The following is a 21,665-nucleotide window of genomic DNA, read 5'->3' on the forward strand; positions in this document are numbered from 1 at the left end:
AAGGTAAAAAAGGGTTTTTACCATGATGGAAGAACAAACCAGTCTTTCTTATTTATATGGTGCCAATGCTCCTTACATTGAGGAGCTGTATGAGAGCTACCTGAAAGATCGAGATTCAGTTGATGAATACTGGAAAGATTATTTTGACAAAGTAGCTGCATTGCCTGGCTATGTTGCCAAAGATATACCGCAATTACCGATTCAGGAATCTTTTGCCAATCTGTCCAGACAGCATGGTACCGCTGCTCAGGGCAGCGTTGATTTAAATATGTTGCAAAAGCAGGTATCAGTATTAAATCTGATGAATGCTTATCGTATTCTGGGTAGTCGCACAGCTAATCTAGATCCGTTAAAACGGCGTCCTAAAGAGTATCTGGCTGAACTGGATCCGGCACAATACGGGTTGACGGATGCTGATATGTCTACCAGATTCTATACTGGTAGCGATTTTGCACGCAGCCAGAAGCTGCCTTTATGTGAAATTATTAATAAGCTGGATCAGACTTACTGCGGTACGGTAGGGGTGGAATTTATGCATATCACCCGCCCGGATGAACGCAATTGGGTTCAGGAGCGGGTAGAAAAAGATTTATCAGCAGGCAGTTTTACTCCTGAACATAAACGCCGCATTCTGAAACAGTTAACTGCTGCAGAAACATTGGAACGTTATTTGCATACCCGCTATGTCGGCCAGAAACGTTTCTCGCTGGAAGGTGGCGAAAGTACGATTGTTGCGCTTGATTATCTGACGCAGCATTGTGGCAATCAGGGCGTTGAAGAGGTCATGATTGGTATGGCTCACCGTGGCCGCCTGAATGTGCTGGTAAATATCCTTGGTAAAGAACCACGCGATTTATTTAGCGAGTTTGAGGGTAAATATACAACCACTCTGCCTAGCGGTGACGTGAAATACCATATGGGCTTTACTTCTGATCTGGCTACTGGCAATGGTCCGTTGCATGTTTCACTGGCTTTCAACCCTTCTCATCTGGAAATTGTTAATCCGGTAGTTGAAGGTGCTGTCCGCGCGCGACAGAAACGTCGTGGTGAATCTGGTCGCAAAGCTGTGTTGCCGGTATTGATTCATGGCGATTCTGCGTTTATTGGTCTGGGTGTGAATCAGGCTAATTTCAATCTGTCCCAAACCCGTGGCTATACCACTGGTGGTACTATTCATATTGTAATCAATAATCAGATTGGTTTTACCACTTCTGATTTGCGTGATACACGTTCAACTGTGTATTGTACAGATCTGGCTAAAATGGTTGACGCACCGATTTTCCATGTGAATGGTGATGATCCTGAAGCGGTGAGTTATGTAGTAAGTCTGGCGATGGATTATCGCGAGTCATTCGGTAAAGATGCGGTAGTAGATATTGTTTGCTTCCGTAAGCTGGGCCATAACGAAGGTGATGACCCAATGCTGACGCAGCCAATGATGTATAACAAGATTCATCAGCACCCGGGAACACGTGCACTGTATTCAGACCGTCTGGTAAGTGAAAATGTGATTACTAAAGAGCAGGCGGATGGGCTGATTCAGGCTTATCGCGATGCGCTGGATAAAGGTGAACATGTTGAGCAGACTACGCTGACTGATTACAACCATAAGTACGCGGTAGACTGGACACCTTATATGGGTACTCACTGGAACCATCCAGTTGAAACGGGTATTCCTGCCGCAGATATTCAACGTTTGACTGCAAAATTTACTACGCTTCCAGAAGATTTTACGCCACATAATACTGTGAAGAGAATGCTGGCTAATCGTGTTGCCATGGCTGAAGGTTCACAGCCTGTTGATTGGGGCATGGCAGAAACGCTGGCTTATGCCAGTCTGGTAAGCAATGGCAATGGTGTGCGTATTTCCGGTGAAGATTCCGGCCGTGGCACTTTCTCTCACCGTCATGCTGTATTGCACGATCAGAAACGCGAAAAAAGTGATGCCGGTGCTTATGTGCCGCTACGCAATTTGAGTGAAAATCAGGCCTCTTTCTTGGTAATTGATTCAATCTTAAATGAAGAAGCTGTATTGGCTTATGAATACGGCTTTGCTTGCAGTGCACCTGATCAACTGGTTATCTGGGAAGCACAATTTGGTGACTTTGCTAATGGTGCTCAGGTAGCAATTGACCAGTTTATTACTTCTGGTGAAACTAAATGGGGTCGTTTGTGTGGCTTAACGGTGATTTTACCTCATGGCTATGATGGTCAGGGTCCTGAACACTCTTCTGGTCGTCTGGAGCGCTGGCTGCAATTATGCTCTGAAGAAAATATTCAGGTTGTTATGCCGTCTGAAGCTTCTCAGATGTTCCATGTATTACGCCGTCAGGTACTGCGTCCATACCGCAAACCGCTGGTTATTTTCATGTCCAAACGCCTGTTGCGTTTCAATGAATCCATGAGTTCGCTCAGTGATTTCACTGAAGGCCATGCTTTCCGTCCAGTAATCGGCGATCAGGTGGAAGGTAATGAAAACAGTGTTAAACGGGTGATTCTGTGTGCCGGTCAGGTGTATTACGATATCAATAAAGCGCGTCTGGAACGTGATCTGGGCAAAGATATTGCGATCGTACGTGTGGAACAGCTATATCCGTTCCCATACGAACAGCTTGCTGCTGAATTGAGCCGTTATCCTAATGCAACTGAAATTCTGTGGGCTCAGGAAGAGCCAAAAAATCAGGGTGCATGGTACCAGATTCGTCATCGTATTGAAAAAATTGCTGGTAGTAAGCAAAAAGTTATTTTTGCTGGTCGTCCGGCCAGTGCTTCACCAGCTGTGGGTTATATGAGTAAACATGTTGCCCAACTGAAACAACTGGTAGATGATGCTCTGGAATTGAAATAATCCGAATCCATTCTGAATAACTGGCCACCTAGGTGGTGGCCTCCGGCCTTTTTTAGGAGTAATCCATGATTATTGATGTAACCGTTCCCATGCTTCCAGAAAGTGTGACTGAAGCCACTCTGATGACCTGGAATAAAAAAGTAGGCGATTTCGTACAGCGTGACGAAAATCTGATTGATTTGGAAACGGATAAAGTTGTATTGGAATTGCCAGCCCAGCAGGCAGGTAAACTGGTGGAAATTATTGAAGCTGATGGTGCAACTGTAACAGCAGGTCAGTTGCTGGCTAAAATTGATACTTCAGCTACTGCTGAAGCTGCTGCACCTGCTGCGCCAGTACAGGAAGCTGCTCCTGTTGCTACTGCTGCAAGTGCTGCACCGGCTAATCAGTCTCAGGCTGGTGTTGCTATGCCTGCTGCTGCCAAGCTGGCGGCAGAAAAAGGTGTGAATACAGCTACTATTCAGGGTTCAGGCCGTGATGGTCGTGTACTGAAAGAAGATGTTGCCGCTGCTGCATCTGCTCTGGCTGCTGCTCCTACTATGGCTACTAGCAAGGCTGCTGCACCTGCTACTGCCGGTGACCGTGTAGAACAACGTGTGCCGATGTCACGTCTGCGTTCCCGTGTTGCTGAACGTTTGTTGCAGTCACAGCATGAAAATGCCATTCTGACTACTTTTAACGAAGTAAACATGAAACCGGTTATGGACTTGCGTAACCGTTATAAAGAACAGTTCCAGAAAGAGTATGGGGTTAAACTGGGCTTTATGTCTTTCTTCGTTAAAGCTGCGGTTGCTGCTCTGAAGAAATACCCTGTTGTGAATGCTTCTATTGATGGTACTGATGTTGTTTATCATGGCTATTTTGATATTGGTATCGCTATTGGCAGCCCTCGTGGTCTGGTGGTACCGATTCTGCGTGATGCTGATCAGATGAGCATTGCTGACATCGAACAGGCAATTTACGATTATGCGGTAAAAGCCAAAGATGGTAAGCTGGCACTGGAAGACCTGACTGGTGGTACTTTCAGTATTACCAATGGTGGTACTTTCGGTTCAATGATGTCAACGCCAATTATCAATCCGCCTCAATCTGCCATTTTGGGTATGCATGCTACTAAAGAACGTGCTGTGGTAGAGAATGGTCAGGTTGTGGTACGTCCGATGATGTATCTGGCTTTGTCTTACGACCATCGTCTGATTGATGGCCGTGAAGCAGTACTGACTCTGGTGGCCATTAAGGATGCTTTGGAAGATCCTGCACGTTTACTGCTGGAACTGTAAGGAAATGAGCAGGCTGCTGTAATCAAACTATAAGATGCATCAGCCTGAGGATGACAACCGTAATGATGGCCACAGCGGATAAAATGGCGTTTGTGCCGCATTGCGGTTTTATTTTATCAGTCAGAAATATTCATGATTGAAAGGAATTTTAATGTCTCAATTTGACGTTGTGGTAATTGGTGCTGGTCCTGGTGGCTATGTTGCTGCTATTCGTGCTGCTGAGCTGGGTTTTAAGACAGCCTGTATTGATGCTGGTTTGAATAAAAAAGGTGATGGACCAGCATTGGGCGGTACCTGCCTGAATGTGGGTTGCATTCCTTCCAAGGCTTTGTTGCAGACCAGTGAGAATTACCATGCAGCGCAAACTGAATTTGCTGAACATGGTATTGATGTGCAGGTTAAAGGCTTTGATGCCAAGAAAATGATTGAACGTAAAGATGCTATTGTTAGTAAGTTGACTAACGGCATCGGCTTTCTGTTCAAAAAAGAAAAAGTAGAAAGTATTTTTGGTAAAGGTTCTCTGCAAGGCCAGGTTGATGGTTTATGGCAGATAGAGGTGGATACCAATGGTACTAAACAGTTGGTTACTGCCAAGCATGTAATCGTGGCTACTGGTTCTCTGCCACGTCCACTGCCTTTAACTGAGATTGATAATGTTAATGTGCTGGATAATGAAGGTGCACTGAATCTTGAAGCAGTGCCAGCCAAACTGGGTATGATTGGCTCTGGTGTGATTGGTCTGGAAATGGGTTCTGTATGGAATCGTCTGGGTGCGGAAGTTACCATTCTGGAAGCGATGCCTACGTTCCTTGCTGCTGCTGATCAGCAGGTTGCCAAGGAAGCTTTCAAGGTTTTCACTAAAGAACAGGGGCTCAATATTCATCTTGGTGTAACGGTTAATGAAATTGTTAAGGGTGAAAATGGTGTAACTGTTAAGTACACTGTTGCCGGTGAAGAAAAAACGGAAACCTTTGATAAGCTGGTTATTGCAATTGGCCGTATTCCTAATACCAATGGCCTGAATGCCGAAGGTGTTGGCCTGCAAAAAGATGAACGCGGCTTTATTGTGGTTGATGATGAATGCCGTACCAGTCTGCCAAATGTGTGGGCGATTGGTGATGTGGTACGTGGCCCGATGCTGGCACATAAAGCTTCTGCTGAGGGTGTGGCCGTAGCTGAGCGTATTGCTGGGCAGAAACCTTTTGTAGATATGAATACTATTCCGGCTGTTATGTATACTCATCCGGAAATTGCATGGGTTGGCCAGACTGAGGAGCAGTTGAAAGCTGCTGGTGTGAAGTATAAAAAAGGTCAGTCCAGCTTTGCTGCAAACGGTCGTGCTCTTGGTATGGGGCAGGCAAAGGGATTCGTTAAGATTCTGGCTGATGCAGATACGGATCGTGTGCTAGGTGCGCATATCATCGGACCAGTGGCTTCTGAACTGATTGCCGAAGCTGTGATGGCCATGGACTTTAAGGCATCTAGCGAAGATATTACCCGTATTGTTCACGCTCATCCGACGTTATCTGAAGCCATGCATGAGGCCGCCTCTTCAGTTAAATGATATTGATTGTTGTGCAGATTTAACCCGTATTCTGAAGGATGCGGGTTTTTATATTATTAATAAATATATGTATTTGTATATTAAAGTTTTTTTGTGTTATTTTGTATTTTAAGGTAATATTTGTTATTTTAGCATTTTCCTGTAATAAGTACGTTAGAGAAAGTTTATGCCTAACAATTACTGTGTTTTTTATGTAGAAGAGCCCTTTAATGAGTTTACTGCTGGTGCGATAGTTCAGAAAGATTATTTTTATTATAAGCAGTTGAGAACTTGGAAAGGTCAGGATGCACTTTTTCCGTTTAATGATGTTCATGATAAAAAATATGATGTCCGTGATGGTAGTGATTGGGACAGTGTTTTAAAACCACGTATTAGAGAACGTTTAAAGTATGCTGATAATTTAATTTTGATTTTGAGTGAGGATACTTTTCAATCGCGATGTGTGAAAGAGGAGATTGAATATGGTATTGGATGTCTTAAATTACCAGTTATTGTGATTTATACTGAATTGCGTGAAAAAAAGGATATGCTGGTTGCTGGAAAAAATGATGTAAATTTTAAATTACATTATTTCTGGAGTAAATTACCCATATTCAAGCATTTAAAATCGCAGGTTCCGGTTTTGCATGTACCATTTGATAAGGAAATGGTTACTAAGGCACTAAAGAAAAAAAATTTTGTTAAAAATAGCCATATCAGACCCAATAATTATATGTTGACGATTTAACCCTTTGGGATTTATCAATAGGTGATGTTTGCTGACTATAGATAATGAGGATATTTTGACCACGCTATTCTAAGCTGTTCACAATCCAATTATCGAGAATGAGAGTGCGGCTTTTTGTACAAATTAAGTCCGTACTCTGAATTTTATTCATCCCAATGTCTTTTTACTTTATCAAGTGCTCTGCGGTCACGTTTGGTGGGTCTGCCATCAGGATATGCGGCACTTATCTGGCTGGCCTGATTCAAGGCTTTCAGCTCTTCACGTTTGGCGGCAATGCTGCTATCTTCGCTATAAAGTAAACGCGCTTCCGGTGCCGGACGACGCATTTGATTAAGCTGCTGCACCTGAATTTTATAGGGCAGGGAGTTGAGGGTTAAATCAATCATGTCGCCAATCTGGATGTTTTTGCTGTTTTTGACTTTGGTACCATTGACCTGAACGCGTCCTAATTCAATATGTTTTTGTGCCAAAGCACGGGTTTTAAAAAATCGTGCAGCCCATAGCCATTTATCCAGACGCATGCTTGTTGTGCTGATATTGTTGTTTTTACTCATTGGTTTATATTCATCTTGATGATTATCTGTATTTATCTTAATTGTTGACAAATGGGAGATTGAATTATTTAGCAATTTTATGGCAAAAATTTGCGCTTGTCGCTTTGGTTTAATCCGGTTTTACGGCCGTGCTGTCTGGTATGTCGAAAATTTGCCGCAGATAAGCCAGAAATGTGTTGTTGTCTGTCATGGTTTTACCGGGTGAATCAGATATTTTGGCTACAGACTGCCCGTTGCATTCAACCAGTTTTAATACAATATTCAATGGCGTTAAGCCCATATCGCAGGTGAAATTGGTGCCAATTCCGAAACTGGTTTTGAAACGGCTGTTAAAGTGAATATATAAATCCCAGGCGCGCTGTAAGTCCAATCCGTCACTAAAGGTTAACATTTTGGTACGTGAATCTATTTTGAGGTTCTGATAATGGGCATATGCTTTTTCTCCCCAGATGTAGGGGTCGCCACTGTCATGGCGCAGTCCGTCAAACAGTTTGGCGAAATAGAGGTCGAAATCGCGTAGGAAAGCGTCCATGCCGACTACGTCGGTTAAGGCAATGCCCAGATCGCCACGATATTCATGTACCCATGCTTCCAATGCCGCCTTCTGGAAATCACGTAAGCGCACATCCAGCGCCTGAAAGGCCTGCAAGAATTCATGTGCCATAGTACCTATGGGAGTCAGTCCAAGTTCTTTGGCGATATGTACGTTGCTGGTTCCGCGAAAAACATTGGGCGCAGCTTGGTGAAGGGTTTTTACGACATGTTTTTGCCATGAATAACGATAACGTCGTCGAGTACCAAAATCAGAAACGATAAATGGGGCGCTGTATTGTTGCTGTTCTGATGCATAGTGGTGTATCAACTCAGCTTTTGCCTGTAGGCGGCGTTCGCCTTCGGCCAGTATTTCGGGAGTTTCCAGCCGGTAAAAATACAGTTCATTGACAATGGAAAGGACAAATATTTCAAAAAACATTGCCTGTATGATGGGGCCTTCGATACGGATATTCAGGTATTGGTTGCTGTCTATGGATGTTCTGATGAAACGGCGTTTCAGTTGAAACAATTCCATATAGTCGACGAAGTCGCTCTTGATAAAGCGCAGGCTGCGTAAATACTGCAATTCATCTGCGGTGAATCTCATCTGGCAAAGGCGATCCAGCTCCCAGTCGAGTTCAGCCAGAATATCGCCCAGCGGATATTCTGTTTCATGGTTATTACGACAGCGAAATTCATAGACACCAGTTGCCTGAGGAAATTGGTGCAGTACAACTTGCAGCATGGTGAATTTGTATAAATCTGTATCCAACAGAGACTGGATAATCGGCGGGCGGTTGGTATCTATGGCCATATCGCTGGTTTAACTCTTGAAAAGAAGTGAAGTTGTATTGCTATTGCAGAAAAATGTATCTTTAGGTTTCTGGCATGGGCTAGCAGTTTACTTTTTTCATCCGGCTATTGCACAGGCATCTGTAAGTGTGCACGTGCAAAAGCAATAGGTTTATCTGGCTGGTTTTGCCACATTGTTACGGTAATATGTGAAATGCGCTTGCCGGCATGCAGAATCTGACATTGGGCATAGCTGTCTAGCGCCTTACCGCTAAGCAAATAATCTGTCGTGTAGTCAATTATCCGGGCAGGTTCAGACAAGTTTTGCTGTTCCAGTAAATATAAATTAATACAGCTTTGTAAAAAGCCGCCAATCAGGCCGCCATGAAGTGCGGGAAGGAAAATATTGCCAATATTCTGCTGGGCAAAAGGTAAGCAGTAAAGGCGTTTGTTCTGGCTGTCTGTACCGATTTTCAGGTTAATTGCTGCACTATAAGGCATAAGCTGATGAGCTTTGCTGGTTAATTGTGTATCCAACTGGAAAATATTCGGATTCATTTGGCCTGTTCCTGTTGCAGGTATGCCTGTAATACCTGCTGTTCTGTTTCAGATAGCGGGGTATGGATAAAGGTGGCCATACCCAGAGCAAAGGGCTGATTTTCATCTTCCTGAAAGCAATGACTACGGATAAAGGCAATTTCTCCCTCCTGCCGATAACAATGCGCACGAACATGAATTGATTGCTTGGCTGTAGGTTGTTTCAGGTAATCTATGCGCATATCCAGTGTGGCTGTGGTTTCAAACTGTTGAAACAATGCAGCCAGTGAGCAGGCTGAGGCCATATCAACAAGCGTAGTGATTACACCACCATGAATATTGCCGCTGTCAGGGTTCTCGAGCAGCTCATCACGCCAGTCAATAGAAATGACAGGTTCATTGGAACTGCAATCCCCATAAATTTTTAACCAGCGGCAATGTGGTAAATTCAGATAATGATTAAACAGGGTTTTAAATAACCCTTGATGGGCAGGCATGAGCTTATCCTGATGTAAATATTAATTGTTATATTAGGGTTTTTCACTGTGCTTGTCACTATGAAGCTGATTTATTAATCAGTGTTAAATCACTGCCAGCTTCCACACCAGCAGTCTGAATGGTAATCGGTTCTTCAGTGCTGTGTTGGGTAATGTACACTAGCCCTTCCTTGGCCAGTTCCAGCACTGCGATGAAAGTAGTGACAACCATTGCCAGACTATCGTTACGGCCGAAAAGTTCGGTGAAGTAACAGTGTTGACGGGTTTGCAGATGGCGCAAAACTGCGCTCATCTGGGCGCGCACGGATAAGGTTTCTTTGACGACATTATGGCTGCGATTGTTCTGGGAGCGAGCCAGAATCGCCAGCCATGCACGAGTTAAATCTGCTACTTGCACTTGCGGTGGCTGGGTAACGGCAACCAGTTCTACGGGTAGCCATGCCCAGGCAAAATCACGCCCAGCACGAGGTAGTGCATCCAATTCGGCGGCCGCCAGTTTCATTTGTTCATAGGCAAGCAGGCGGCGTACCAGTTCGGCACGTGGATCGACTACCTCTTCCTCGCTGGCGGGCGGTGTGGGCAAAAGTAAACGGGTTTTAATTTCAATCAGTACTGCCGCCATTAACAGATATTCGGCTGTTAAATCCAGTTCGTGTTGCTGCATCTGGTGAATATAGGACAGATATTGTTCGGTTACTGTGAGCATGGGAATATCGAGTACATCAATATTCTGTTTGCGAATCAGATACAGCAGTAAATCCAGTGGACCTTCAAAACTCTGTAAAACGACTTGCAGGGCATCAGGCGGGATAAACAGGTCGTGCGGAATCTCGGTGACTGGCTGTCCGAAAAGCACAGCTACAGTTTTTTCCGTGGTATTTACTATACTCATGTCTGCGTTCACTGTTTGCACAGATGTTCCAGGCATGCTTGAGTACAACGCAGGCCAAAGCTGGCCGTGACAACCATGGCAGCACCATAACCGGCACAGGACAGGCCTTGCGGAGCAGTTTGCTCGCTATGGCAGATACCAGCCTGCGGCGGTGTAATATTTTCGCTGGAATAGATGCAGGGTATATGCATTTTATCGGCTGGCTGGCGACTGAATCCATGTCGTTTACGTAATGTATAACGCATATTGGCCAGCATGCGGTCGTTGGTGACCCGGCTTAAATCAGCACATTGAATCAGAGCGGCATTTTTTTGTCCGCCAGCGCCTCCTGAAACAATGAAAGGTTGGCGCTGTGTGATAAAGAAAGCGGCCATCGCTGCTTTTACACGCACCTGATCGATGGCGTCAATGACAAAATCAAAAGGCTGGCTGAATATCTGGCTGAGATTGTCTGTATCTACAAAATCTTCTATGCAGGTGACCTGACATTCGGGATTAATATCGGCAATGCGTTCTGCCAGAGCTTCGACTTTAGGCTTGCCAATCAGGCTGATTAAAGCTGGTAGCTGGCGATTGATATTTGATTCGGCTACATTATCCAGATCAATCAGTGTCAGTGCACCGATGCCACTGCGCGCCAGTGCCTCTATTGCCCATGAACCCACACCGCCCACGCCGACTACACAGACGTGTGCCGAAGCGAAACGTTGCAGGCAGTCTTCGCCGTACAAGCGTGCGATGCCACCGAAGCGGCGTTGATAGTTTGCTGAAAAATTGAATATCTGCGACACGTAATAAAATCCAGAAAGCCGTTTTAAGCAGGTAGTGGTATTATACTGTATCTGCTAAGTGATTCGAATTGCTAAAAAGGTTAAGGAGAGTTTCATGTATAAACATTTACTGGTGGCAGTAGATGGCAGCCATACTTCAGAAAATGCTTTGGATCATGCTATTGGTCTGGCCAAGGGTGAAGATGCAGAATTAACTGTTGTCAATGTGGCCAATCCAACTGAATATATGGCTCTGGCTCCCGAGTTTTTGCAGCATGAAAGTTATGAAGCTGCTGCCTTGTCAGAGGGTAATACTGTACTGGATGCTGCGGTGGAAAAAGCCAAAGCTGCTTTGCCGGAAGGCAAAGTGCATCGTCATTTGCTAATTGCCAATAAAGGGGCAAAAGAAATGGCACAAATGCTAGTTGATTATGCCGATGGGAATGGTAGCGATCTGATTATTCTGGGAACTCATGGACGTAGCGGTTTGATGCATTTACTGATGGGCAGTTTTGCAGAAACTGTTATGCGCGAAACCAATCTGCCATTATTGATTATTCGCAGTGAAACCAGCAGTTAGGGTTAATCAGGCCATTTGGTCTGGATGAATGATTCGGCAGCAGTCAAGCTTTCGAGAATTTCTATGGGTTTCATATCAATAAAAGCTGAATCTGCTTTAAAGCAGATTCAGCTTTTTGGCCGGTATTGTTGTGAATATTATGCTGGCTGTTTAACAATAAAACTACACTATTGATTTAAATAAAAGTACAGTTTTATTTCCGAATATACTGGCCGGGTTAACGGATATATTTTTTGTGAATCTCTCTGAATTGCGGGTTATTGGCACTACCTAGCCATTCAAATGCAATCATTTCACGACTAACGATTTCACAACCGCTGGCCTGCATGCGTGCCAGCCCCAACTCAACGTCACGTTGCCGGCGAGAGCTGACTGCATCTGCAACCACAAAAACTTCGTAGCCGTGTGCACGCAAATCTAAAGCAGTCTGTAATACGCAGATATGGGCTTCTATACCAGAAATAATAATCTGGTTGGCCTGATGCAGGCTATCTTCAGTTAGTACACCGGCGGAAAATACGGAAAAACTCTGTTTCTGTACGATTCTGGCTTGTGGCGCGGCGGTCATGATTTCTTCTCGGGTTGCGCCAATTTTGTCTACACAGTGTTCGCTGATTAAGGTAGGAATAGCCATATCATGCGCCAGTCCAGCCAGCCATACATTATTGGCCAGCAATTCATCTGTATTATTCAAGGCTGGTAACAGACGTGTCTGTAAATCAATCATTAATACGGCGGAGCGTTTGCTGTCTATCAACATGGTTTGCTTTCACTAATAGTTAAGTAATCTGTATGTTAATTTTGCTGTATTTATATGCAGCTAAAAATTAGCTCAGGGTAATCCGGGTAGACTCGCTAGCGCGCCGGTACTGTGCCCATACGTTCTGTCAGTGTGGTGCGGGGTTCACCGAAAAGATTGGCATAATAAGTGGCATTAGCCATTACGTTTTTGACATAGGTGCGGGTTTCATCAAAGGGAATGGTTTCGGCGTAAATAGCCCCTTCCAGTGGGATATTGGCCTGCCAGCGCCGGGCACGACCCGGGCCAGCATTGTAGCCGGCTGTAGCCAGTACTTCATCAGCAAACTGGTTGCGTACATTGCTCATATACCATGTACCCATGCGGATGTTGCCGCGCATGGTATACAGTTCGCTGCTGTCCATGCCCAGTCGTTTGGCTATATCGCGGGCTGTGGCGGGCATAACCTGCATCAGGCCGGTAGCACCGACACTTGAGCGAGCACCGATCATGAAGCGGCTTTCCTGCCGGATTAAGCCATAAACCCATGCTGGGTCGATACCAGCCTGCTGGGCATAAGGAACAGTCAATTCTCTGAATGGGGCAGGATAGCGTAATTCATAGTTCAGTTGGCCATCCGCTTTGTCTGCGCTATAAATGCTCATTTCATAAAAACCGGTGTTTTCAGCCAGCGTTGCGGCAGCAATTTGTGTGTCATCGTTGTAATTGCGTGTGGCATAGCGCCATTCCTGTTGTGCCTGACGGCGCATTGGCCAGTTATTTTCTGCCTGTGCGGCTTTAAACAAGGTTATGGCACGATGGATATTGCCATCTGCTGCTATTTTGCTTTGTACCTGCTGGCTGCTTTTGGCTACAGTACTCTGGGTATTTGCTTTTCTGCCCAGAGCTTCTGTTGCCAGCAGGGAGTAAAAATTGCGTCCGCGTTGTGCTGTCTGCTCGAATATTTCCTGAGCCTGACTATTTTGTCCCAATGCACGATAACTGCGCGCCAGCCAATATTGCCATGTAACCTGTTGCTGGAGTGCCTGCGGCATGCTGCGAATAATATTGCTGAGTTTTTGCCATTGCTGTAGGCGCAGGGCTGAACGGGCATACCACTCCCACATTTCATTACTCATCTGTGCCGAGTCGGCACGATCAAAATAATTCAGCGCTTTGGCTGCATTGAGGTTATAAGCCTGTGCCAGCCCCAGTTGCGCCCAGCCAAAACCGCTTTGTTCTGTTGTCAGGCTGGCTGATAACTGTTGTAATGTAGCAGCCGCACTGTCTTTGCTGCGATTTTCTTTGTTAATTACCTGATACAGCAATGCTTCCTGTGCTCCTTGACTGCCCCCTGTGCCGCTGCCGAGTGAATCGGGTAAGGGGCTGCCCAGTGCCTGAGCCAGATTGCGTGCATTGGAAATCTGATTCAGTGCCAATAAATATCGTACACGGCGCCAGCCACTTTGCGCGCTGATTTGCTGACGGGTTGCAGCCTGTTCCAGCCAGCGGTCACACCCTTGCGGAAGATTACCTGTTTCTCTGCTCAGACTGTCTAATAAATCTGAATCATTATCTATTCCAGCCAATGCAGCATAGCAGCGTGTTTCCTGTTCACGAAAATTTTTGTCCAGTAATGCATATTGCTGGCTAAAGACAGGCCAGTTTCCGCGTTTGCCTAACTGTTGTAACCAGATATTGCGGATACTGTTACTCATTGCACTGGCTGGCTGCTGGGCAAGAAATTGTGCCGGTAACACGTCGTCCCCGTTTTTTGCAGCTTTGAGTGCATTCTGATATTGCTGGAAGCTGCCGATAACTTTATCCGGGGTTTCTGTAGCTTGGGTGCCTGGCAAAATAGCATTACCTGTATTCTTGTTAATCGGCTGAAGAGCTACTTCTTGCTGATTGCTGCATGCTGTCATCAGAAGCAGGGCGCCTGAAATGAGGTAATGCTGTTGAAACGACAGTTTTGATTTCAGCTTCATTAAGTGCTTAATCAATTTTTTTCCTTCAATTTTTCTCATAATGTAATTTATTTTTTCCAGTATGCTGGTGTAAAGAGGATAAAAACGGTAAAAATTTCCAGACGCCCAAGCAGCATAATGACGATGCATAACCACTTTTGGATATCTGAAAGGAAAGCAAAATTGTTTGTTGGGCCAACTGCACCCAGCCCGGGGCCAGCATTGGTGATACAGCTAATTGCCGCTGTAAGTGCAGACAGAAAATCCAGCCCGCTCATCATCAGGGCAAAGCTGAATAAAATGATGGTAATCACGTATACAAACACAAAGGCCATTACTGTCAGCGCACGCCGGTCGGGAATATTGCTGCCATTGATTTTTACCATGCTGACTGCATTGGGGTGCAACATCAGCAGCATTTCACGCAGGCTGAATTTGAACAGCACAATGGCACGTACAGTTTTAATACCACCACCGGCAGAACCCCCATTGGAAAGAATGTTCGACAAAAAAAACATCCATAATGAGGCTATTAAAGGCCATTTGGCAAAATCGGTATTAGAGTAGCCATTTGCCAGCCCGATTGAAATCAAATTAAAACTGGTATAGCGAAATGCTTCGGCAAACGAATAAAAGCTATGCCACCACAGATACAGGCTAATGCCCAGAATACTGAAAAACAGTACACACAGCAATACCCTGACTTCTTCGTCGCGCCAGTAATAACGCAATGATCTTTTTTGTAATGCATTAAAGTGATTACTGAAGTTTATTGCACCCAGAAGGGTGGCCATGCTGAGAATAACTTCAATCGGAACTGAATTAAAATAGGAAATGCTGTTATCGTGAGTGGAAAAGCCACCGAGTGAAAACGCTGCCATGGCATGGCATACTGCATCAAACCAGCTCATGCCGGCCAGACGCAGAGCCAATAGGGTGATTATGGTGAAAAGTACATAAACACCCCATAGGCGCTTGGCCGTTTCTGAAATACGCGGCGCCATTTTGCTGTCTTTATTCACCCCCGGTATTTCAGCCTTGAATAACTGTGTGCCACCCACACCCAGCATCGGCATAATTGCCACGGCCAGTACAATAATGCCCATACCGCCCAACCAGTTGAGCATATGGCGCCAAAAGTTTAATGATGGTGCCAGTGTGTCCAGACTGGTGATGATAGTAGCACCAGTGGTTGTCAGGCCGGAAATGGCTTCGAAATAGGCATTGGTAAAGCCCAGCCCGGGCAAGTAAATGTAAAACGGCAGACAGGCAATCAGAGCAAAGCCAATCCACAACATGAATACCAGTGTATAGCCATCACGTGGACGCAGTTCACGGTTATAACGCATGGTCAGTAACCAGGTTACTGCACATACACTCATGCTGATACCTGCAGTAAAGGCGAAGGCGGGAAACACGTGATCCATGTACAGTAAAGAGACAACTGTCGGCGCCAGTAGCAACATGGAAAACAGAAAACCGGTTTTGGCCACAATGTGCGCAGTTGGCGCAATTTTGTTGATAAAACCTGATTCCTTGTGATGCAAGGTGAAACGGTTGGTAAAGTGACTCATAATGATACTGCCTTAGGCAAAAAAGCCCAGTTTGACCTGAATCATTTTTTCCAGATCCTGAACAGCTCTGCGCCGAGCCACAAAAAAGATTACATGATCTCCATCTTCAAGTACTGTATCGTGATGATACATAATAATTTTTTCGTTGCGCACCACGGCGCCGAAGTAACAGCCACCCGGCAGACGTAGTTGTGACATGGTGCGTCCTATTAGCTTGGAGGTATGGCGGTCACCATGCAGAACTACTTCAATTGCTTCCGCCGAACCTCGGCGCAATGGATAAACGGCCATAATATCGCCCAGATGCACGTGCGTTAAAATTGAGCCAATGGTAATCAGATGCGGAGATATCACGATATCGATGGCACTTCCCTGCAATAAGTCAACGTAACTGGAACGATTGATAATCGCCATTACGCGTTTGGCGCCAAGGTTTTTAGCCAGCATCGCTGACATGATATTATTTTCATCATCATTGGTAAGCGCACAGAAAACATCAATTTCATCAATATATTCATTTTCCAGCAGGCTTTCATCCGAGGCATTGCCTACCAGCACAAGGGTGTTGTTGAGGTTTTCTGCCAGCCATTCAGCACGGTTTTGCCTGCGCTCAATAATTTTGATATCCAGACGTGTTTCCAGTTGTTTGGCGACGCGATAGCCAATATTACCACCGCCGGCAATCATAATCCGGCGGGTGCGTTTGTTAATTGGCCGCAGCTCGCGCATGATATTTTCAAGATAGGCAGTAGGTGTCAGAACAAACACTTCATCACCTTCCTGCAATACGGTGCTGCCGGTGGGCACAAGCAGGCGATTATTGCGGTAAATCGCGCAAATCTGGCAATCTACCCCTTCTTCCAGATGTTGCTTCAAGGTGCTGATGGGCTGATTAATCAGCATGCCTCCACTCTGGGCACGGATTACCAACAGACGAATTTTATCGTGCGCAAAACGCAGAATTTGCAGGGCACTGGAGTGTAACAACAGGTTGACGATTTGTTCAGTTACTAGCTGCTCCGGGCTGATGGCCTCGGTAATATTGAATAGGTCCAGACTGGTTTTATAATCATTGTTACCGGTTTCAAACTCAACAAAATCACTGTATCGTACCCGGGCAATGCGGCTTGGGGTGTTGAATAAGGCATAGGCAATGCGGCAGGCGGCCATATTGGTTTCATCATTTTGGGTTAAGGCCAAAATCATGTCGGCGTCTTGAGCTCCGGCGGCAGACAATACGGACGGCCAGGCGCCATTACCCACAATTGTCTGCACATCCAGACGTTGGTTGATTTTCTGTAAGGCGTTCTCGTTGATATCAATAATGGTAACATCATTATTGGTCATTCTGGCCAAATTGCTGGCGATGGTCGAGCCTACCTGTCCACAGCCGAGAATCAATATTTTCACGTTATTTACATCACCTCAGTGGTAATCTTCAGCATTGTAGCCTGTGTACTCTCAGGTGCAAATATTGGTGTAAAACCGCTACACAACTTTAATTTTATTATATGATTGAATATGCTATATGCGTTATTGGCCTGACTGAGGGGTTGAGGTTTAAATATATGAATTTTATCAAGATTAAAAGGATATTGAGCCATGTTGATACTACAGGGAGGTGATAATCATCTTGCAGAGTTTTTATTTTGTTAAACAATGTGCGAATAAATTAATTTAATACAATATAATAAAACTATGTTTTACATTTATGGCTGAATATAAAACCATAAGAAGTGATAATTTTTTTTAATTAGTTTTTAACCGTGGATAAATTATGTATTTAATCAGGCTGCAACCGAAATTAATAACTCTGGCGGCAATTTATTTGGCACTGGGTGGTTGTGCTCAGGTAGCTGATGTAATGGGTTATGATACACAAACGCTTAATGCTAGCGCGGCTAAAAGCTATACCCAAATGATGGGACAGGCCAAGGCTGAAGGTGCGATTGAAACCAATACACCCGTGGCCAGACGTGTACGTGCCGTTTTTCAGCGTCTGGTACCGTATGCCAATGCTGCCAATCAGACAGGTGTGCCATTTGACTGGCAGCTTAATGTTATTCGCAGCGATGTACCTAATGCTTTTGCCATGCCGGGTGGCAAAATGGTGGTTTATACTGGTATTGTTGAGCGTCTGAATCTCAGTGATGATGAAATCGCGGCGATTGTGGGCCATGAGATGACTCATGCTCTACAGGAACACAGTAAAAAAGCCGCAGGGCAGCAAATCCTCACCAGTACTGCTCTTGAACTGGGCAGTGCTGCGTTGCAGTCAAAAACTGGTGTTAGTCCGGACCGTGCGGGGCTCTATAAAGATATATTAAATCAGTATGGCCTGACTCTGCCTTATTCACGTCATCGGGAAAATCAGGCTGATGCCGGTGGCTTGCAATTAATGGCACAGGCAGGATATGACCCGCATGCAGCCATTACAGTATGGGAAAAAATGAATAAGGTTTTTGGCAATAATAGTAGTACGAGCCTGTTAACTACCCATCCAAGTAATGATGCGCGCATTACGGCACTGAAAAAAATGTTACCTGAAGTATTACCCGTTTATGAACAGGCTAAACAAAATAATATCACGCGGCAAAAGCCAGATGTCAGCGCAGGATACTCAGGAGCCAATAATGTTCGCAAAAGCACAGCCAAAAAGAAAAATCGTTCCTGAAATTAACTTAATCAGCATAATTGCATAGAAGTAGCTGATTGAAATCATAAATCTTCATGTTAAATTTAGCTTTTTATATTTGTATGGCAGCCTGTTACAGGCTGCTTTTATTTTAATTTTTACACTTTCTACTGTTGACTACATCAGACTACAAATTGTTTCAATCGCCTGTGTTTTCGGTTATCATTCATATTATTGCATTGGTAATGCATAATAAATTTACAAGAAAAATTTAAAAAACCATTACATTAAGGATGTTCAAGATGTTAGAAGCCTATCGCGCAGCCGCCGCTGAACGTGAAGCACTAGGTATTCCACCTTTGCCGCTGACAGCGAAGCAAACAGAAGAGTTGGTTGAATTACTGCAAAATCCGCCCAAAGGAGAAGAAGCGTTTCTGGTTGATTTACTGTCACATCGTGTGCCACCAGGCGTAGATGATGCTTCTAAGGTCAAGGCATCTTTTCTGGCTGCCATTGCCGAAAAAACCGTTAGCAGTCCTTTAATCACGCCCACATTTGCAGTGGAATTGCTTGGTACCATGTTGGGTGGCTACAACGTTCAGCCGCTAGTAGAATTTCTGGATAATGAAGAGCTGGCTGCTACTGCCGCCAATGCGTTAAAACATACTTTGCTAATGTTTGATGCTTTCCATGATGTGGAAGAAAAAATGCGTGCCGGTAATCAGTATGCGCGTGAAGTGATTGAATCCTGGGCAAATGCTGAATGGTTCACAACCCGTGAAAAAGTACCGGAAAAAATTACTGTTACCGTATTTAAAGTAGTGGGTGAAACCAATACTGACGATTTATCACCGGCACCTGATGCCTGGAGCCGTCCGGATATTCCTCTGCATGCTCTGGCCATGCTGAAAAATCCGCGTGAAGGTATTAATCCGGATAAATCCGGCGAAGTTGGACCAATCAAACAACTGGCTGCACTGAAAGCCAAAGGTAATCTGGTAGCGTACGTAGGTGATGTAGTCGGTACCGGTTCTTCACGTAAATCAGCTACCAATTCGGTAATCTGGCATACTGGGCAGGATATTCCTTATGTACCCAACAAACGTTTTGGCGGCGTATGTCTGGGGGGCAAAATTGCGCCAATCTTTTTCAATACTCAGGAAGATTCAGGAGCATTACCTATTGAAGTTGATGTGTCTAAACTGGAAATGGGTGATGTAGTTGATATTTTGCCATATGAAGGCAAAATTATTAAAAACGGCGAAACTGTTGCTGAATTTGAACTGAAATCACAGGTTATTCTTGATGAAGTTCAGGCCGGTGGCCGTATTAATCTGATTATTGGCCGCAGCCTGACTGCGAAAGCACGTGATGCCCTGAGTCTGGGACATTCAGAAGTTTTCCGCTTGCCACAAGCTCCCGCACTGAGCACGGCCGGCTTTACGCTGGCACAAAAAATGGTAGGCCGCGCCTGTGGCTTGCCTGAAGGACAAGGTGTCAGGCCGGGTACTTATTGTGAACCGCGGATGACTACTGTTGGTTCGCAGGATACCACTGGCCCAATGACTCGGGATGAACTGAAAGACCTTGCCTGTCTGGGTTTCAGTGCTGATCTGGTCATGCAGTCTTTCTGCCATACCGCCGCCTATCCAAAACCTGTAGACGTAAAAACCCATAAGGAATTGCCGGTGTTTATGTCTTCACGTGGAGGTGTTGCCTTGCGTCCGGGCGACGGTATTATACATTCATGGCTAAACCGCATGCTGTTGCCGGATACGGTGGGTACTGGCGGTGATTCGCATACCCGTTTCCCGCTGGGTATTTCTTTTCCGGCAGGTTCCGGTCTGGTGGCCTTTGCTGCTGCCACTGGTGTAATGCCACTGGATATGCCCGAATCTGTACTGGTGCGCTTCTCCGGCACTATGCAGCCGGGTATCACTTTGCGTGATCTGGTTAATGCTATTCCTTTACAGGCCATTAAAGAAGGCTTGCTGACTGTGGCCAAAGCCGGCAAAAAAAATATTTTTTCTGGTCGCATTCTGGAAATCGAAGGTTTGCCGGATTTGAAAGTAGAACAGGCATTTGAGCTGACTGATGCGTCTGCTGAACGCTCCGCTGCAGGCTGCACCGTAAAACTGCATAAAGAACCAATTGAAGAATATCTGAAATCTAATATCGTGTTGTTGAAAAATATGATTGCAGATGGCTATCAGGATGCCCGTACTCTGAAACGGCGTATTCAGAAAATGGAACAATGGCTGGCACAGCCGAAATTGCTCGAAGCCGATGCTGATGCCGAATACGCTGCCATTATTGATATCAATATGGATGAAATTAAAGAGCCTATTCTGGCCTGCCCGAATGACCCGGATGATGTGAAAATCCTCTCTGATGTTGCCGGTACGCATATTGATGAGGTATTTATTGGTTCCTGCATGACTAATATTGGCCATTATCGTGCAGCATCTACTTTGCTTGATGGTAAAACCGATTTACCAGTACGCCTGTGGGTAGCACCACCAACTAAAATGGATGCTAAAGAACTTTCCGATGAAGGTTATTACAGTATTCTTGGGCGAGTAGGTGCGCGGATGGAAATGCCCGGCTGTTCATTGTGTATGGGCAATCAGGCGCAGGCACGTGAGGGTTCAACCGTGGTTTCCACTTCCACCCGTAATTTCCCCAATCGTTTGGGCAAAAATACCAATGTATATCTAAGCTCGGCTGAGCTGGCGGCTATTTGTTCCAAATTGGGACATATCCCGAGTATTGAAGAATATCGCGAAAATATTGCCATTATCAATGATAAAGGTATTGAAATTTATCGCTATATGAACTTCAATGAAATTCAGGACTATGTGGATGTAGCCGCTAAAGTTAACGCTTAAGACAACGCATTTACTGTCTTGCTACAACAGGACTACCCCAAGGGTAGTCCTTTTTTATATATGCAGAATCAGAATATGCATGTAATAGCAGGCTTGGAAACAGAAAATTTGGTTAACTGCTGATTGAGGTGTGAGGTTGTGTGAATAAATTTTCGTATTACTGCTATAATGATTTATCACATTCTGTTGCAATAAGATGAATAAAATTAGGCTTTTAAAACTAAGCCAAAAACCTGCTGAATGCCTATATAAATATTAATTGTATCAACTCTCTGATAAATTATTTT

17 protein-coding genes are annotated in these 21,665 nt (G+C 44.9%); 7 read left to right on the forward strand and 10 right to left on the reverse strand.

Annotated elements, in window-relative coordinates:
* Positions 1-22: 22 nt before the first annotated feature.
* From MJ764_RS00270 to MJ764_RS00285, 4 genes are all read left to right on the forward strand, one after another.
* Positions 23-2,848 carry a 2-oxoglutarate dehydrogenase E1 component gene (locus MJ764_RS00270; protein ID WP_239323555.1) on the forward strand — a complete coding sequence of 942 codons (2,826 nt, stop codon included), beginning with the start codon at positions 23-25 and terminating at the stop codon, positions 2,846-2,848.
* A 65-nt stretch (positions 2,849-2,913) separates the two neighbouring features.
* Positions 2,914-4,128 carry a 2-oxoglutarate dehydrogenase complex dihydrolipoyllysine-residue succinyltransferase gene (gene odhB / locus MJ764_RS00275; protein WP_239323557.1) on the forward strand — a complete coding sequence of 405 codons (1,215 nt, stop codon included), beginning with the start codon at positions 2,914-2,916 and terminating at the stop codon, positions 4,126-4,128.
* Positions 4,129-4,279: 151 nt separating this feature from the next.
* Positions 4,280-5,692, forward strand: a complete 1,413-nt coding sequence (lpdA, locus tag MJ764_RS00280) for a dihydrolipoyl dehydrogenase (RefSeq protein WP_239323558.1) — start codon at positions 4,280-4,282, stop codon at positions 5,690-5,692.
* Between the two features lie 166 nt (positions 5,693-5,858).
* Positions 5,859-6,419 (forward strand): TIR domain-containing protein, encoded by a 561-nt coding sequence (locus MJ764_RS00285; protein WP_239323559.1) that lies wholly within the window; start codon positions 5,859-5,861, stop codon positions 6,417-6,419.
* A 143-nt stretch (positions 6,420-6,562) separates the two neighbouring features.
* On the opposite strand, the gene MJ764_RS00290 is transcribed toward MJ764_RS00285, so the two are convergent.
* The 6 genes from MJ764_RS00290 to MJ764_RS00315 all read right to left on the reverse strand — a co-directional run bounded on the left by MJ764_RS00290 (position 6,563) and on the right by MJ764_RS00315 (position 11,007).
* Positions 6,563-6,973, reverse strand: coding sequence for an RNA-binding S4 domain-containing protein (locus MJ764_RS00290; protein WP_239323560.1), 411 nt, complete (start codon positions 6,971-6,973; stop codon positions 6,563-6,565).
* Between the two features lie 109 nt (positions 6,974-7,082).
* Positions 7,083-8,321, reverse strand: a complete 1,239-nt coding sequence (pncB, locus tag MJ764_RS00295; protein WP_239323561.1) for a nicotinate phosphoribosyltransferase — start codon at positions 8,319-8,321, stop codon at positions 7,083-7,085.
* A 104-nt stretch (positions 8,322-8,425) separates the two neighbouring features.
* Positions 8,426-8,857, reverse strand: coding sequence for a PaaI family thioesterase (locus tag MJ764_RS00300; RefSeq protein ID WP_239323562.1), 432 nt, complete (start codon positions 8,855-8,857; stop codon positions 8,426-8,428).
* Positions 8,854-9,333 (reverse strand): PaaI family thioesterase, encoded by a 480-nt coding sequence (locus tag MJ764_RS00305; protein ID WP_239323563.1) that lies wholly within the window; start codon positions 9,331-9,333, stop codon positions 8,854-8,856. The genes MJ764_RS00300 and MJ764_RS00305 overlap by 4 nt, the downstream gene beginning before the upstream one ends.
* Positions 9,334-9,391: 58 nt before the next feature.
* The gene (locus MJ764_RS00310; protein WP_239323564.1) at positions 9,392-10,225 is read right to left on the reverse strand and encodes a segregation and condensation protein A; all 834 of its coding nucleotides are present in this window, start codon (positions 10,223-10,225) and stop codon (positions 9,392-9,394) included.
* Between the two features lie 8 nt (positions 10,226-10,233).
* Positions 10,234-11,007 (reverse strand): tRNA threonylcarbamoyladenosine dehydratase, encoded by a 774-nt coding sequence (locus MJ764_RS00315; protein WP_239324063.1) that lies wholly within the window; start codon positions 11,005-11,007, stop codon positions 10,234-10,236.
* 103 nt (positions 11,008-11,110) lie between these two features.
* Between MJ764_RS00315 and MJ764_RS00320 the strand changes: the two genes are divergently transcribed.
* Complete coding sequence (locus MJ764_RS00320) at positions 11,111-11,575, forward strand: universal stress protein (protein ID WP_239323565.1); 465 nt, start codon at positions 11,111-11,113, stop codon at positions 11,573-11,575.
* Between the two features lie 217 nt (positions 11,576-11,792).
* Here MJ764_RS00320 and MJ764_RS00325 read toward each other — a convergent pair whose 3' ends face one another.
* From MJ764_RS00325 to trkA, 4 genes are all read right to left on the reverse strand, one after another.
* Positions 11,793-12,335: an isochorismatase family protein gene (locus MJ764_RS00325; protein WP_239323566.1), complete on the reverse strand. Its 543-nt coding sequence runs from the start codon at positions 12,333-12,335 to the stop codon at positions 11,793-11,795.
* Between the two features lie 95 nt (positions 12,336-12,430).
* Entirely contained in the window at positions 12,431-14,302 is a 1,872-nt protein-coding gene (locus tag MJ764_RS00330; protein WP_239324064.1) for a transglycosylase SLT domain-containing protein, read from the reverse strand.
* 47 nt (positions 14,303-14,349) lie between these two features.
* Positions 14,350-15,855: a TrkH family potassium uptake protein gene (locus MJ764_RS00335; RefSeq protein ID WP_239323568.1), complete on the reverse strand. Its 1,506-nt coding sequence runs from the start codon at positions 15,853-15,855 to the stop codon at positions 14,350-14,352.
* 12 nt (positions 15,856-15,867) lie between these two features.
* Positions 15,868-17,265 (reverse strand): Trk system potassium transporter TrkA, encoded by a 1,398-nt coding sequence (gene trkA, locus MJ764_RS00340; protein WP_239323569.1) that lies wholly within the window; start codon positions 17,263-17,265, stop codon positions 15,868-15,870.
* Between the two features lie 367 nt (positions 17,266-17,632).
* On the opposite strand from trkA, the gene MJ764_RS00345 reads away from it, so the two are divergent.
* The gene (locus MJ764_RS00345; RefSeq protein WP_239323570.1) at positions 17,633-18,529 is read left to right on the forward strand and encodes a M48 family metallopeptidase; all 897 of its coding nucleotides are present in this window, start codon (positions 17,633-17,635) and stop codon (positions 18,527-18,529) included.
* A 263-nt stretch (positions 18,530-18,792) separates the two neighbouring features.
* Positions 18,793-21,378, forward strand: coding sequence for a bifunctional aconitate hydratase 2/2-methylisocitrate dehydratase (gene acnB / locus MJ764_RS00350; protein ID WP_239323573.1), 2,586 nt, complete (start codon positions 18,793-18,795; stop codon positions 21,376-21,378).
* Positions 21,379-21,665: the final 287 nt, after the last annotated feature.

The organism is Snodgrassella gandavensis, assembly GCF_914768025.1.
In the GTDB taxonomy this organism is placed as follows: Bacteria; Pseudomonadota; Gammaproteobacteria; order Burkholderiales; family Neisseriaceae; genus Snodgrassella; species Snodgrassella gandavensis.

Excerpts from the sequence above, each read along its gene's own strand:
- MJ764_RS00335 (WP_239323568.1), bottom strand. The coding sequence starts at position 15,855 with ATGAGTCACTTTACCAACCGTTTCACCTTGCATCACAAGGAATCAGGT.
- lpdA (WP_239323558.1), top strand. The coding sequence starts at position 4,280 with ATGTCTCAATTTGACGTTGTGGTAATTGGTGCTGGTCCTGGTGGCTAT.
- MJ764_RS00325 (WP_239323566.1), bottom strand. The coding sequence starts at position 12,335 with ATGTTGATAGACAGCAAACGCTCCGCCGTATTAATGATTGATTTACAG.
- pncB (WP_239323561.1), bottom strand. The coding sequence starts at position 8,321 with ATGGCCATAGATACCAACCGCCCGCCGATTATCCAGTCTCTGTTGGAT.
- odhB (WP_239323557.1), top strand. The coding sequence starts at position 2,914 with ATGATTATTGATGTAACCGTTCCCATGCTTCCAGAAAGTGTGACTGAA.
- MJ764_RS00305 (WP_239323563.1), bottom strand. The coding sequence starts at position 9,333 with ATGCCTGCCCATCAAGGGTTATTTAAAACCCTGTTTAATCATTATCTG.
- acnB (WP_239323573.1), top strand. The coding sequence starts at position 18,793 with ATGTTAGAAGCCTATCGCGCAGCCGCCGCTGAACGTGAAGCACTAGGT.
- MJ764_RS00270 (WP_239323555.1), top strand. The coding sequence starts at position 23 with ATGATGGAAGAACAAACCAGTCTTTCTTATTTATATGGTGCCAATGCT.
- MJ764_RS00300 (WP_239323562.1), bottom strand. The coding sequence starts at position 8,857 with ATGAATCCGAATATTTTCCAGTTGGATACACAATTAACCAGCAAAGCT.
- MJ764_RS00320 (WP_239323565.1), top strand. The coding sequence starts at position 11,111 with ATGTATAAACATTTACTGGTGGCAGTAGATGGCAGCCATACTTCAGAA.
- MJ764_RS00290 (WP_239323560.1), bottom strand. The coding sequence starts at position 6,973 with ATGAGTAAAAACAACAATATCAGCACAACAAGCATGCGTCTGGATAAA.
- MJ764_RS00345 (WP_239323570.1), top strand. The coding sequence starts at position 17,633 with ATGTATTTAATCAGGCTGCAACCGAAATTAATAACTCTGGCGGCAATT.
- MJ764_RS00285 (WP_239323559.1), top strand. The coding sequence starts at position 5,859 with ATGCCTAACAATTACTGTGTTTTTTATGTAGAAGAGCCCTTTAATGAG.
- MJ764_RS00330 (WP_239324064.1), bottom strand. The coding sequence starts at position 14,302 with ATGAAGCTGAAATCAAAACTGTCGTTTCAACAGCATTACCTCATTTCA.
- MJ764_RS00310 (WP_239323564.1), bottom strand. The coding sequence starts at position 10,225 with ATGAGTATAGTAAATACCACGGAAAAAACTGTAGCTGTGCTTTTCGGA.